Source organism: Enterobacter cloacae complex sp. IR53041 (assembly GCF_049238285.1).
Classification (GTDB): domain Bacteria; phylum Pseudomonadota; class Gammaproteobacteria; order Enterobacterales; family Enterobacteriaceae; genus Enterobacter; species Enterobacter roggenkampii.
Genome location: NZ_JBMKHB010000041.1, coordinates 21855 through 35967, shown reverse-complemented (window position 1 = coordinate 35967; position 14113 = coordinate 21855). Strand labels below are relative to the sequence as shown.

General features: G+C 56.8%; 10 protein-coding genes and 2 pseudogenes. 4 read left to right on the top strand and 8 right to left on the bottom strand.

Annotation, left to right across the window (positions count from 1 at the left end; translation table 11 throughout):
- The 3 genes and pseudogenes from ACOTXF_RS21305 to umuD all read right to left on the bottom strand — a co-directional run.
- Positions 1 to 458, bottom strand: a pseudogene (locus tag ACOTXF_RS21305) (protein RepA); the annotation flags it as partial.
- A gap of 400 nt (positions 459 to 858) precedes the next feature.
- The gene (locus ACOTXF_RS21300) at positions 859 to 2130 is read right to left on the bottom strand and encodes a Y-family DNA polymerase (protein ID WP_004197744.1); all 1272 of its coding nucleotides are present in this window, start codon (positions 2128 to 2130) and stop codon (positions 859 to 861) included.
- On the bottom strand, positions 2130 to 2561 hold the full coding sequence (gene umuD, locus ACOTXF_RS21295; RefSeq protein ID WP_004197746.1) for a translesion error-prone DNA polymerase V autoproteolytic subunit: 432 nt from the start codon (positions 2559 to 2561) through the stop codon (positions 2130 to 2132). Before umuD ends, ACOTXF_RS21300 begins: the two co-directional genes overlap by 1 nt.
- Before the next feature lie 405 nt (positions 2562 to 2966).
- Between umuD and ACOTXF_RS21290 the strand changes: the two are divergent.
- Positions 2967 to 3491 (top strand): annotated as a pseudogene (locus tag ACOTXF_RS21290) (group II intron reverse transcriptase/maturase); the annotation flags it as partial.
- 35 nt (positions 3492 to 3526) lie between these two features.
- Here the strand turns inward: ACOTXF_RS21290 and ACOTXF_RS21285 are convergent.
- Positions 3527 to 6382 carry a Tn3-like element Tn5403 family transposase gene (locus tag ACOTXF_RS21285; RefSeq protein WP_234115392.1) on the bottom strand — a complete coding sequence of 952 codons (2856 nt, stop codon included), beginning with the start codon at positions 6380 to 6382 and terminating at the stop codon, positions 3527 to 3529.
- Between the two features lie 136 nt (positions 6383 to 6518).
- Here ACOTXF_RS21285 and ACOTXF_RS21280 point away from each other — a divergent pair, with 136 nt between their 5' ends.
- Together ACOTXF_RS21280 and nhaA are read left to right on the top strand one after the other, a co-directional pair.
- A complete protein-coding gene (locus ACOTXF_RS21280) occupies positions 6519 to 7124 on the top strand; it encodes a recombinase family protein (RefSeq protein ID WP_000509966.1) in 606 nt (201 codons plus the stop codon).
- Positions 7125 to 7783: 659 nt separating this feature from the next.
- Complete coding sequence (gene nhaA, locus ACOTXF_RS21275) at positions 7784 to 8965, top strand: Na+/H+ antiporter NhaA (protein ID WP_004194048.1); 1182 nt, start codon at positions 7784 to 7786, stop codon at positions 8963 to 8965.
- A 426-nt stretch (positions 8966 to 9391) separates the two neighbouring features.
- Here nhaA and ACOTXF_RS21270 read toward each other — a convergent pair whose 3' ends face one another.
- The 4 genes from ACOTXF_RS21270 to ACOTXF_RS21255 form a co-directional block, all read right to left on the bottom strand.
- Entirely contained in the window at positions 9392 to 9706 is a 315-nt protein-coding gene (locus ACOTXF_RS21270) for a hypothetical protein (RefSeq protein ID WP_000091613.1), read from the bottom strand.
- Positions 9707 to 9960: 254 nt separating this feature from the next.
- Positions 9961 to 10317 carry a cupin domain-containing protein gene (locus ACOTXF_RS21265; RefSeq protein ID WP_000215515.1) on the bottom strand — a complete coding sequence of 119 codons (357 nt, stop codon included), beginning with the start codon at positions 10315 to 10317 and terminating at the stop codon, positions 9961 to 9963.
- Positions 10307 to 10708, bottom strand: coding sequence for a DUF86 domain-containing protein (locus ACOTXF_RS21260; protein WP_001293886.1), 402 nt, complete (start codon positions 10706 to 10708; stop codon positions 10307 to 10309). The genes ACOTXF_RS21265 and ACOTXF_RS21260 overlap by 11 nt, the downstream gene beginning before the upstream one ends.
- Positions 10705 to 10995: a nucleotidyltransferase family protein gene (locus tag ACOTXF_RS21255; RefSeq protein ID WP_001247892.1), complete on the bottom strand. Its 291-nt coding sequence runs from the start codon at positions 10993 to 10995 to the stop codon at positions 10705 to 10707. The genes ACOTXF_RS21260 and ACOTXF_RS21255 overlap by 4 nt, the downstream gene beginning before the upstream one ends.
- Before the next feature lie 74 nt (positions 10996 to 11069).
- Between ACOTXF_RS21255 and ACOTXF_RS21250 the strand changes: the two genes are divergently transcribed.
- The gene (locus tag ACOTXF_RS21250) at positions 11070 to 14036 is read left to right on the top strand and encodes a Tn3-like element ISPa38 family transposase (protein ID WP_003100881.1); all 2967 of its coding nucleotides are present in this window, start codon (positions 11070 to 11072) and stop codon (positions 14034 to 14036) included.
- Positions 14037 to 14113: the final 77 nt, after the last annotated feature.

The following is a 14113-nucleotide window of genomic DNA, read 5'->3' as shown; positions in this document are numbered from 1 at the left end:
GAGGCAAGCTTGATAGTTGTGCTGCGAAGACGAATAAGAGAGTCGGCCAAGCGCGTTCTGAGTCCTTTATCTTTGTCCTTTGAGCTAAACCCGCATAATGTAGCAAACTCGCTGAATGGAAGTTCAATGGTGCTGCTGTTTAAGCCATATTTCGAAAACGCGAGAATGATGCCAACCCACACCTTGAAGTCAGTCTCCATCGAAAGTCGTGGGCCGGTAATACGGATGTCTGTATAACCTTCGGCTCTTGCCAACTCTAAGCTTTGAAGTTCGTTACTCGCATCAATACTGATATTTTCTGTATCCTTTCCTTTTCGTTTTAAGGAAGGTAGAAACAGACCTAAGCGCATCAAAGCTACAGGCTGGACAGTAGCGTTTCTGGAAGGCATGAGCTTCTTATTTTCATCGATTTCTACGAGAACCGATTCAAGTGATAGATCTACACTTTTCTTATACATAAGGACTTATCCACAGTTAAAGGATCATCCACAGACACAGCATGCGTAATCCCATTTATAAACACGCGCAATCCGTTTTATAAACACATAAATCCGCTTTGTAAACACAGAATACCGATTTACAAACACAAATATCCGACTTATAAACACATGAAATGGCTGTTAGCCTATGCATGGCGCGGTTTTCAACGTACCGGGATCTGTTTGGATCATTATATGGATCTTTGCTGGATCAGATACTTGGATCTACCCGGTGGATAACTGGATAAGTTGTCCATTTAACTTCGAGCGTAAGCAGAATTTGTCCGTACAGTTCCCTGGTGCTTCCTCGCTCACTCGCGGGCTTAGCCCTGTCGTTCGGCTGCGGCGAGCACTACTGGCTCTCTCTGAAATGCAAAATTTAGCCGATCCTCACTATGGGGATATCTTTCCAGCGGGTGGTGTACGCAGGGGAGAGCATATCGCGTTTCATTTGCCACGCAGGCGCAATCCCTCGTCCGGCAAACCAGACCTGTCCCAGTCCGGAATGATTAATGCCATCGAGAACCTTCATCAGCTCAGCACTGTGAGGGCGTGGAGGGCGTTCGTCGAACAGCTGCAGCTGCGAAACGCCGGAGCCGGTGAAGTCATTCAGCATCACACCGGCTTTGGCATACCGGTGCCCGTCCTTCCAGATACGCTCCAGAGCCGTTGTGGCGGCCGCAATGATGTCCCGGGTGTCCTGGGTGGGAGTAAGCAGTTTCTCCGTGGCCACGTTGCCGTAATAAGGCTCTTTAACGGCGAACGGAGACGTTTTGATGAAAACGGAAATATGCCGGCAATACTGGCGCTCCTTGCGCAGCTTTTCTGAGGCCCGCTCTGCGTACTGACAGACAGCCTGCCGCAGCGAATCGTATTCAGTGACCTTCTCACCAAAGCTGCGGCTGCAGACTATCTGCTGCTTTGTTGGCGGTGCTTCCTCAAGCGACATGCAGCTTTCCCCGTTCAGTTCGCGCACTGTTCGCTCGAGAACGACGGAGAAATTTTTCCGGATGAAGGCCGGGTTCGTCAGGGCCAGATCGAGCGCGGTCTTAATGCCCAGAACATTGAGCTTGCGTGCAATACGGTTTCCCACGCCCCAGATCTCTTCGACCGGCTGCAGTGAAAGCAGTTTCCGCGTTCGCTGTGGATTCCCCCGGGTGAGTGCGAGCACACCACGAAACTGTTTCCACTCCTTTGAGGCCCACTGGGCTGATTTTGCGAGGGTTTTCGTTGGTCCGGCACCCACGCCAATGGTCAGACGGGTACAGTCATACACGTGCTGTCGCAGCTGCCGGCCGAAGTCCTCCAGGTCCATGCAGTGCTCCACGCCGGTCAGATCGAGGAACATCTCGTCAATCGAATACTGTTCCACCCCCGGAGCCAGTTCCTCCAGGCAGCTCATCACGCGTGCCGACATGGATGCATAAAGTTCATAGTTGCTAGAGAACGCGTATATTTTTTCCGGGTATCTTTCGTTTTTCATCTGAAACCACGGCGTACCCATTTTGATCCAGGGCTTTGCCTCGGCACTTCTCGCGATTACGCAGCCATCGTTATTGCTGAGCACCACAACCGGCTTTCCTTTCAAATCCGGGCGGAAAACACGTTCGCAGCTGGCATAAAAGCTGTTCACATCGGCCAGGGCAAACATCAGTACATCTCCCTCGGGCGGTGGATGATGTGCGTGACGACGCCAAAGATATCCAGATCGTCCGGGTCGGGATAAATCGGCGACCAGGCGGCGTTCATGGGCTGCAGCGTCAGTCGTGGCGTCAGCAGCAGCCGTTTGACCGTAAACTCCCCCTGCACGCTGGCCACAACAATATCGCCATGCCGGGGCTTCTCGGCACAGTCCACAACCAGCAGATCGCCATTGTAAAGGCTGCCGTCGGCCATGCTGTCTCCGCTGGCGCGAAGGTAGTAAGTCGCGCTCGGATGCCGTATGCAGTAATCATGGAGATCCAGATCAGATTCGACATAGTCAGCTGCAGGGCTGGGAAAACCGCAGCTGGCCAGGTCTGCAAACAACGGATGGGCCTGTGGCGGGAGTTCTTTCCCGGTGCTGAAAAACTGTAGCTTCATCTTTCCTCCTGACACTCTAATTTTACTGGTTATATATACAGTGTGCGCCGGGAGACCGGTAAAGATCAAGGGGTGAAAGTCCCCGACCATTGAAGGACCAGCAATCCACAGGGTCCCCGAGTCATGCGTTGTATACCGTGAGGTATGGGGCGAAGCGTTGACAGGGGTGTTGACAGGCCAGCCATTGAGCCACGAAATGTATATTAAATTCCCGGGTGCCGACGTTGTACTGTTTACGGAAGGCAACATCATAGGGTGCGTTACTGCGAGTGCCATATGGACCCGGCGGGGTCTGAGACCCTGGCATGTCAATACGATCTTTACGCGGGAACCGGGAGATCTCCCCTCTGACCATCTGCCAGTGCCGGAGATGGCCCGCACCGGGAAGGCGAGGAGCCGAAGCCGGTGATGTACGGAGAGGAGAAGTCGGACTCGCTCATAGTAGCTGCGAATCTGGCGAACAATCCGCAAGGAGCGGAGTCAGTGGAGCGAAGGAGCGGGGCCAAGGGAAACGCGGAACAGCCACACATGCGCCGGACGCAGAGCCGGGAAAGTATGTCACAGAGGCTGTCACGCGTGCGGGAAGCTGCGAAGCAGCGGAAGAAAGAACGGTTTACCGCATTGTTCCACCTCCTGACAGCAGAGGCACTGGAGAACGCATTCCTCTCCCTGAGCAGGAAAGCGGCTGCCGGAGTTGATGGTGTCAGGTGGAAGGACTACGCCGAAAACCTGAAGGTCAACATAGCAGATCTGCACCGGAGGCTTCATCAGGGTAGTTACAGGGCTCAGCCCGGCAGGCGGCACTACATCCCGAAAGCGGATGGAAAACAGCGCCCGCTCGGCATCGCCTCACTGGAGGACAAAATCGTCCAGTATGCGCTGGTTAAGATCCTGAATGCAGTCTACGAAAATGACTTTATGGGGTTTTCATAGGGGTCGGTTCCGGCTGAGGGCGAAATGACACCCTAAGCTTTCGGTTCCTTGGGCCAAAGATATTCGCCAGTCAGTAGAATGTGCGCCCAGCCCAATGGGGATATGTGGGGAAGAAATTCAGGGGGAACATCCAACCCTTCGTTCCGCCGCTCCGTGACGGCATGACCAAGATGGACGGTATTCCAGTAAATGATCACCGCAGTCAATAAATTGAGCCCAGCGATTCGGTAGTGCTGCCCCTCTGTCGTGCGATCGCGAATTTCCCCCTGCCTCCCGATACGGAGCGCATTTTTGAGCGCATGGTGGGCCTCTCCCTTGTTAAGACCGATCTGAGCACGCCGCTGCATGTCCGTATCCAGGATCCACTCAATAATGAAAAGGGTCCGTTCAATACGACCAACTTCACGAAGCGCAACTGCAAGGTTGTTTTGTCGTGGGTAAGAAGCGAGCTTGCGCAGGAGTTGGCTGGGCCTGATTTTGCCAGCGGTCATCGTCGCGGCACAACGGAAAATATCAGGCCAGTTCGCAACGATAAGATCCTCCCGGGCTTTTCCACCTACCAACTTGCGTAACTCCCTGGGGGTCGTATCGGGATTAAATACGTACAACCGCTTCGATGGCAGATCCCTGATTCGCAGAACGAGATTGTAGCCGAGCAGGCTACTGGCTCCGAACAAATGGTCGGTGAATCCTGCTGTATCGGCATACTGTTCGCGAACATGGCGACCGACCTCGTTCATCAGTAGTCCATCGAGAATATACGGTGCCTCGCTCACGGTCGCCGGGATCGACTGACAAGCGAATGGCGCGAACTGGTCGCTTACGTGAGTATACGCTTTGAGGCCGGGAACAGAACCATATTTGGCATTGACCATGTTCATGGCTTCGCCATGCCGCGCTGTCGGGAAAAACTGACCATCGCTCGATGCTGACGTGCCCATCCCCCAGACGCGTGACATCGGCAGTTTACCCTGCGCGGCCACCACAATTGCCAATGCCTGGTTCATGGCTTCGCTTTCAACATGCCAGCGGGCAAGGCGTGAGAGCTGCCAGTAATCATGCGTGTTTGTAGCTTCCGCCATCTTACGCAGGCCCAGATTGAGCCCTTCAGCGAGCAGGACGTTGAGCAGACCGATCCGGTCGCGACATGGAGCCCCGGTTCTCAGATGGGTAAACGCATCTGTGAAACCAAGGGCTGCATCAACTTCAAGCAGCATGTCGGTAATCCGAACGGACGGCATTCGGCGATACAGATCCAGTATGAGTGCCTCGGCACCATCCGGCACGTCTGCTGTCAACCTGTCGATCCGCAACGTTCCATCTTCTATGCTACCGTGCGGAATAGTGCCGTTACGGGCAGCCCGGGCCAGCCGCTTAAGAGCGATCGTGAGTCGCGCCTTTCTGTCTGCCAGCCAATCCTGTGGGTTGGAAGGCACGGCCAGTTTTGCATTTTCCTGCGCCGCGATCATCGGCACCAGTACCTGCTTGAGGTCACCATAGCGGCGCGAATGAGCGAGCCAGACATCTCCGGAACGAAAAGCATCCCGGAGGTGAAAGAGTACCGCCACTTCCCAAAGACGGGTATCTCCTTTTTCCTGAGCTCGTAAATGACGGTTCCATTTGGAGCTGGGCCGCAGGAAACGCCTTTCTGGCGATGCAACACCTTTCATCTCTCCGATCGACAAAGCTGCTGCTACCAATGGTCCGGCGACCGGCGCGGCTTCGAGCTTCAGACAGCGCAACATGCGGGGCGCATAACGACGAAAGCGATGGTATCCCTGCCCGACATATGCAAGAGGCTCATCGGCTAGCGTGTTGCTGAGTTGAGTCCCTGTCGCTACCAGTTGAGCGAGCCGGTCCCATGCAACCGAACTGGCGACAGCCATCTCCAGCGGGGTTCCGTCACTGCGGGCCTCAAGCAACGAAGCTCCCAGCGCGGTGAAGGTGCGGATCGTATCCGTGAGTGTGGCTTTAGAGCCGGAAATTGTTTCGTCATGCTGGCGCTTCGCTTCCCGCCAGGTTTTTCCTACGATCCTGTCATGGGTTTCGACTATGGCATCAGCAATCGCCGCTTCCCACTCCACAACACAGACGGCAAGGATCGCCCAGCGGCGGTCCGAAGTGATGTCACGCAAACCGTCGGTGAAGTAGCGTTCACCCTGCCGACGCAGCCGGGCAATGCGATGGGCAGGTATGCTGGCCAAAGCACTATGATTGATATTCAGGGTACGCAGAAATTCGAGCCTGTCGAGCAAACGGTTAGCAGCAGCCGAGTTGTTACCAACCTCGAAGTTGCGAAGCCAGATGAAACGACTGATATTGCCGGCGAGCATTTCACTCAGAAGTTTGTCCAGGTGATCGCGAACATCCGCTGTTAAATTTTCCGCAATCCGCGTTTCAATCCGCCGCTCAGCGGCGACCAGAGCATCCGCGCACAAGCGCTCGATTGTCGATACTGCGGGCAGAATGGTGGAAGTTTCCCGACACCGCACAATAAAACGATGAGCAAGATCCTCGTTTGATCTGGCATCTTCGGCCTGGCCGAAAGTCCACTCCCGCAGATCACGGGCACCACGGCCCGTGAAGGTCTTGTAGCCGTAAATTTCGCGCAGCGTGTCCATGTGCTGCTGACGGGTTTGGCGCCGTGTGGCATAAGTGAGAAGCGCATCAGCCGGAACTCCAAGCTGAGCACCGACGAAGGAAAGGACTTCACGCGGGATCATCTCACCAGGAGCCAGTGCACGGCCCGGATATCGTAAGGCACAAAGTTGCAGGGCAAAGCCAATCCTGTTTTCCGGTCTGCGGCGCTGCCTAATGTTTTCCAGGTCATCATCGCCCAGAGTGTAGAACTTCAGTAGCGACAGTTCGTCCGTGGGCAGATCGAACAGCGCTGCTCACTGCCGTTCGGTGAAAATATGGCGTCGTGACATACAAATTCGTCCCTTTTGAAGTATAGTCTGTTTTGGACAACAGCCAGCCCATATAAATCAGGGCGTTCCGATACAAAAATCCAGGAGGGTTCAATTGGGACATCGTGCCGCCATTTACTGCCGGGTTTCAACAGCGGATCAGTCTTGTGAACGCCAGGAATTTGATCTGCGAGCCTTCGCCGGCCGTGCCGGCTACGACGTGGTGGGAATATTTAAGGAAACAGGTTCAGGAACTAAACTCGACCGGGCCGAGCGAAAGAAAGTCCTGGCGCTTGCCCAGTCCAGACAAATTGATGCAATCCTGGTCACTGAGCTTTCCCGGTGGGGGCGCTCGACGCTCGATCTGCTCAATACGCTACGTGAACTGGAGAACTGGAAGGTTTCCGTGATAGCCATGAATGGAATGGCGTTCGATCTTTCGTCGCCGTATGGACGAATGCTGGCGACGTTTCTTTCCGGCATTGCGGAGTTTGAGCGGGATCTCATCAGCGAGCGGGTCAAGTCAGGCCTTGCTGTTGCGAAGGCACGTGGTAAGAGGCTTGGTCGTCAGGCCGGAGTGCGACCAAAATCAGACCGACTTTTGCCTAAGGTGGTTGCGATGAGGGCCGAGGGACGCAGCTATCGCTGGATCGCACGCGAGCTCGGTATCAGCAAGAATACCGTCGCTGACATCGTGCAACGACACAGAGCTAACGCTTAGGGTGTCATTTCGCCCTCAGCCGGAACCGACCCCGGCCATAACCGGGTGAACCCGTCGGTCCGCGGAATGGCCGCCGCGTAAAAGATCTCACAGCATCCGGCAAGCAATAAATATATCCAGCCCAAAACTTCTGGCCTCAGTGTTAACGAAATGCGCCATTTTGACCTGTGGTATGTCTTTTCTGACAGCCATTCGTCACCGGCATGGACGGATAATTATCCATCAGCTGCTGTTCAGGCTTTTCAGGATAATGCGGCTCAGAGCAGCATCTGTCTGCAAACGGTGTCCTGTGTAATCATTTTCCATCACTACCCGTGTCAGTTTACGTTGCCAGCTCTTACTGACAGATACTATTTACTGACACGCGGCGGATAGTAAATTTCAGCCATGTTCTGGAAACAGACTGAGCAAATTTCTCAGAATGGAAACGCACCCTAGCCCCGCCAAGGCTTCGCTTTACGATAATTTACCTGAAGGCGGCCATTTACCTGACGGTGCATGATAAAATGTAACCACAGACCGACCGAATTTAACTTATTAATTTAATTATCTAAATTTCTTACATCAGTCAATCAGGCTGTGCATTGCATTTTTGGAGTGCACAGTCTCTGGGTTGCCTGATTCACAATTCGTAAGTCAACATCTCAGGGGGAGATTAAGTGACAGAAAACCCAATCGGATTAACCAGAAAAGTTATCAAGCCCGTTTCTAATTTTTTCAGTTCACCTGTAGCGGGCGGTATTGTGCTTATTATTGCTTCGGCAGCCGCTATCATCGTGGCCAATTCGCCCCTCAGGGAAGGTTATGAAACACTCCTGAAATACAAAACAGCAGGCCTGTCCGTTGAGCACTGGATAAACGATGCCCTGATGGCCGTATTCTTTATGATGGTCGGGCTGGAAATCAAGCGTGAGCTTGTCACCGGCCAGTTAGCCACCTGGAGCCAGCGTGCGTTGCCGGGCTTTGCCGCACTGGGTGGTCTGGCCGTACCTGCCCTGATTTACGTGGGGTTTAATGCCGGTCATGACGAAACCCTTTCCGGCTGGGCCATCCCGGCGGCCACGGATATTGCTTTTGCGCTCGGTGTACTCGCCTTACTGGGCAGTCGTGTGCCAGTCTCGCTAAAAATTTTCCTGTCGGCGCTGGCTATTCTGGATGACATGGGGGCGGTGGCTATCATCGCGCTCTTCTATACCAGCAACATTTCGCTTCTGATGCTGGGTGGTGCAGCGGCAATGGTTGCTCTGCTGTTTAGCCTGAACCGTGCCGGCGTGACGCGCCTGCTGCCCTATCTGCTGACGGGGGGAGTACTGTGGTTTTTCATGCTTCAGTCAGGCGTGCATGCCACCGTCGCGGGTATCCTGCTGGCGTTCTTTATCCCGCTGCGAACCAGGAATGCGGCTGATGAAGTGCCTCTGGACAGGCTTGAGCATGCCATCAACCCCTGGGTCACGTTTATGATACTGCCGCTGTTTGGCTTCGCCAATGCGGGCGTCGCGTTGTCGGGCATGACGATGAATGACCTGTTGTCGCCGGTTCCGGTAGGCGTGGCGCTGGGCCTGTTTTTGGGTAAACAGGCAGGTATCTTTGGCCTGTCGCTACTGGCCGTCAGCCTGGGCCTGGCGAAACGACCAGAGAAAAGTACCTGGTTACAGGTTTATGGTGTCTCGGTACTGTGTGGGATTGGTTTTACCATGAGCCTGTTTATCGGCAATCTGGCCTTTACAGGCAGCCCTCTGCTCGTTGATGAGGTCAAGGTGGGGGTTCTGGCAGGGTCCATACTGGCCGCTCTGGCCGGTATTTTGATACTGCGCTTTGCGCCTTCTAAGCAAGTCAGGTAACGTATTATCTACAGGAAAATCCCCGTGATAACGGGGGTTTTTTCACACTGTCAGTGTATATTCTGAAGAGAAAATTGAAATTATTTAATTTTATTATAAATAATTACCTTTCTATCTTTCACATTTTACAGGCGGAGCCCTGTTCAGATAAGTCAGGATGAACGCTGGCATATCAGTTAAAATATTATGTTATTCAAATAAATAGTCGGCTAACGTGGTTTTTTACACGACTGGCCCTCTAACCCCGCTACTGAATACTGACCGCCAAAAGGCGGTTTTTTTGTTCAAAGAAACTGATCTCAGTATCGCGCCCGGGGCAGCTGGCCAACGTCGCCGGCATCGCGCCGGCAAAAATCGAAAAACAGAAATATCAGCAAGATAGCTTAAACAGGTGTCGGGAAATTTCGTTGAGATATTTTGAAGGAATCACAGTGTAAGCAGGCGCTTTTTCAGGGAGGCGCGTTCTTGCGGGTTGCGTCCCTTGTGATTGGCGATGCGATCCGCCGTGGCGGCCTGGCGCTTGACGGGCCAGTAGGAGCGGCCATCCTTGCCCATCGACCAGACGCTGCTGGCCTGGTTTTCCAGCAGGGGCAGATGGGCGCTCAGGGCTTCGGGCGACGCGCTGGTCAGCGCCGTGCGCTCACGGGTGCGCCAGCGCTGATGCCAGAGCTTCTTGTCCTCGCGCTCGCTGCCGCAGGTCGTGTGCCCGACGATGGGTGTTTTGCGGCGGCTGCGGCTCATAACGTAGTGGTCTCCAAGAACATTCAGGACTGATCCCAGGCGTCGATGGTCAAGACCTGATCGGCAGGACAGGCGGCTACGCGGTCGGGAACTGGATGGTGTTCAGTCTCATGCCGACCCCATTCGATTGATCGCGTCGCTTGCGGCACGCTGCGACGCAAGGAGGTTTGCGACCTGGTTTAGCAGCCGTGTCCGCTGCATGTCTGTTACCTATCTCCCCGACCGCTCATTGGACCAACTCCAGAGATTGGGCTCTATCGCTCAGCCAATACGAAACCGGCATTGGCTGATGCCACAACCGAGACTAACACAAATGGCTCGGTACCTGTATTTCGCGCCCCGTGCACTTGGCCCGGTCTTGCCACGGCTATCTCACCTTCCCTGAGGGCACGAACAATCCCATTGCCCTGAAAGTAATCAGCCATTCCCGACAAAACAGTCCACGTGTCTTGGCCGTGAGGATGAATGTGAGCCGCAATTTCCTGCCCGGGATGGACATGCCAAACCACGATAATTGAGTCTCGGGTTTCAAGCACAACGGAACGAATAGGCTCGCCTTCGGACGGCTGAACATACTCGGCTACAGAAAATATTCTCGATTCAACAGTCATCGGAGATCCCTCTTTCACAGTTGTCGTTACGGTCTTCATCGTCGGCATCCTGACGCACGGCGGGCAATTGCTGGAGCAACGCCGGCAGCCATTCCTGTACCGTCTCCCACACCACATCGAGGTTGATGTCGAAATAGCCGTGAGCCATGCGATTACGCATATTGCGCATGCTGCGCCACGGCACGTCGGCATGCGCCTGGGTGAACTCGACGTAGCCATCCATCACCTTTGTGGCCGCCTCGCCGATGACGATCAGGCTCATGATGACGGCCTGCTGGGTGCGCTTGTCGGCCAAGAAGTCGTCCTTGGCCATCCCTTCCACGAAGCTGCGCGCATCGGTTGCGGCCTGCTGAATGTGGTCGAGGTAATCGGGCAGGCGGTTCTCGCTCATATCGGTTGCGCCTCCGCGAGCACCTTGGCCCGGAACTTCGGCGGCAGGTCGCCGGGAGTCAGCAGATCGACGTCAACGCCGAGCAGCGATTTCAGTTCTTCTTCCAAATCGCCCAAGTCCAACAACGTGGCACCGGGCAGCGCATCGACCAACAGGTCGAGGTCGCTGCCATCCCGGTCGGTGCCATGCAGCACCGAGCCGAAGACGCGCGGGTTCGCGGCGCGAAAGCGGCCTACCGCTTCACGCACTGCGCTTCGCTTCATGTCAAGCACAACAGACGGTCGCATGCGCATCCTTTCTTATCGAAACTCGTTGAGATGATATGCAATCAAGAATAGAATTTCAAGAAGAAGGAAACCGCATGCCCCGCCGTTCGATCCTCTCCGCCGCCGAGCGCGAAAGCCTGCTGGCGTTGCCGGACACCAAGGATGAGTTGATCCGTCACTACACGTTCAGCGAAAGCGACCTCTCCATCATCCGGCAGCGGCGCGGCCCGGCCAATCGGCTGGGCTTCGCGGTGCAGCTCTGCTACCTGCGCTTTCCCGGCGTCATCCTTGGCGCTGATGAGCCACCGTTCCCGCCATTGCTGAGACTGGTCGCCAACCAGCTCAAGGTCGGCATCGAAAGCTGGGACGAGTACGGGCAGCGTGAGCAGACCCGACGCGAGCACCTGGTCGAGCTGCAAACGGTGTTCGGCTTCCAGCCGTTCACGATTGGCCACTACCGGCAGGCTGTCCAGTTGCTGACCGAGCTGGCCATGCAAACCGACAAGGGCATCGTGCTGGCCAGAGCCTTGATCGAGCACCTGCGGCGGCAGTCGGTCATTGTGCCCGCCCTCAACGCCGTCGAGCGGGCGAGCGCCGAAGCGATTACCCGCGCCAACCGGCGTCTCTACGACGCCTTGGCTGAGCCGCTGACGGACGTGCATCGCCGTCGCCTCGACGATCTGCTCAAGCGCCGCGACAACGGCAAGACGACGTGGCTGGCCTGGCTGCGGCAATCCCCGGTCAAACCGAACTCGCGGCACATGCTGGAACACATCGAACGCCTCAAGGCGTGGCAGGCGCTCGACCTGCCCTCCGGCATCGAGCGGCTGGTTCACCAGAACCGGCTGCTCAAGATCGCCCGCGAGGGCGGCCAGATGACGCCCGCCGACCTGGCGAAGTTCGAGCCGCAGCGGCGTTACGCGACCCTGGTGGCGCTCGCCATCGAGGGCATGGCCACCGTCACCGACGAAATCATCGACCTGCATGACCGCATCCTGGGCAAGCTGTTCAATGCCGCCAAGAACAAGCATCAGCAGCAGTTCCAGGCATCCGGCAAGGCGATCAATGCCAAGGTGCGGCTGTTCGGGCGCATCGGCCAGGCGCTGATCGAGGCCAAGCAAGCGGGCCGCGATCCGTTCGCCGCCATCGAGGCCGTCATGTCCTGGGATGCTTTCGCCGAGAGCGTCACCGAAGCGCAGCGGCTCGCGCAACCCGAGGACTTCGATTTCCTGCACCGCATCGGCGAGAGCTACGCCACGCTGCGCCGCTACGCGCCGGAATTTCTCGACGTGCTCAAGTTGCGGGCCGCGCCCGCCGCCAAGGACGTACTCGACGCCATCGAGGTGCTGCGCAGCATGAACAGCGACAACGCCCGCAAGGTGCCCACCGACGCGCCGACCGAGTTCATCAAGCCGCGCTGGCAGAAGCTGGTGATGACCGACACCGGCATCGACCGGCGCTACTACGAACTGTGCGCGCTGTCGGAGCTGAAGAACGCGCTGCGCTCCGGCGACATCTGGGTGCAAGGCTCGCGCCAGTTCAAGGACTTCGAGGACTACCTGGTGCCGCCCGCGAAATTCGCCAGCCTCAAGCAGGCCAGCGAATTGCCGCTGGCCGTGGCCACCGATTGCGACCAGTACCTGCATGACCGGCTGACGCTGCTGGAAACGCAGCTCGCCACCGTCAACCGCATGGCGCTGGCCAACGAGCTGCCGGACGCCATCATCACGGAGTCGGGCCTGAAGATCACGCCGCTCGATGCGGCGGTGCCCGATACCGCACAGGCCCTGATCGACCAGACGGCGATGATCCTACCGCACGTCAAGATCACCGAATTGCTGCTGGAGGTAGACGAATGGACGGGCTTCACCCGGCACTTCGCCCACCTGAAGTCAGGCGACCTGGCCAAGGACAAAAACCTGTTGCTGACCACGATCCTCGCCGACGCGATCAACCTGGGCCTGACCAAGATGGCGGAATCGTGCCCCGGCACGACCTACGCCAAGCTGGCCTGGCTGCAAGCCTGGCACATCCGCGACGAAACCTACGGGGCGGCACTGGCCGAGCTGGTCAACGCGCAGTTCCGACATCCCTTCGCCGAGCATTGGGGCGACGGCACCACGTCATCGTCGGACGGCCAGAACTTCCGCACCGGCAGCAAGGCCGAGAGCACCGGCCACATCAATCCGAAATACGGCAGCAGCCCAGGGCGGACGTTCTACACCCATATCTCCGACCAGTACGCGCCGTTCCACACCAAGGTCGTGAACGTCGGCGTGCGCGACTCGACCTACGTGCTCGACGGCCTGCTGTATCACGAATCCGACCTGCGGATCGAGGAGCACTACACCGACACGGCAGGGTTCACGGACCACGTCTTCGCGTTGATGCACCTGCTGGGCTTCCGCTTCGCCCCGCGCATTCGTGACCTGGGCGACACCAAGCTCTACATCCCGAAGGGCGATGCCACCTACGAGGCGTTGAAACCGATGATCGGCGGCACGCTCAACATCAAGCACGTCCGCGCCCATTGGGATGAAATCCTGCGGATGGCCACCTCGATCAAGCAGGGCACGGCGACGGCCTCGCTGATGCTCAGGAAGCTTGGCAGCTACCCGCGCCAGAACGGCCTGGCCGTCGCCCTGCGTGAGCTGGGACGCATCGAGCGCACACTGTTCATCCTGGACTGGCTGCAAAGCGTCGAGCTGCGCCGCCGCGTGCATGCCGGGCTGAACAAAGGCGAGGCGCGCAACGCGCTGGCCCGCGCCGTGTTCTTCAACCGCCTGGGGGAAATCCGCGACCGCAGCTTCGAGCAGCAGCGCTACCGGGCCAGCGGCCTCAACCTGGTGACGGCGGCCATCGTGCTATGGAACACGGTCTATCTGGAGCGGGCCGCGAACGCCTTGCGTGGCCACGGTCAAGCCGTCGATGACGGCCTGTTGCAGTACCTGTCGCCGCTCGGCTGGGAGCACATCAACCTGACCGGCGATTACCTCTGGCGCAGCAGCGCCAAGATCGGCGCGGGCAAGTTCAGGCCGCTACGGCCGCTGCAACCGGCTTAGCGTGCTTTATTTAATGAGATGGTCACTCCCTCCTTCCCGGTACTATGCTGAGGACAGGCTTTCATTCGGAGAACCAT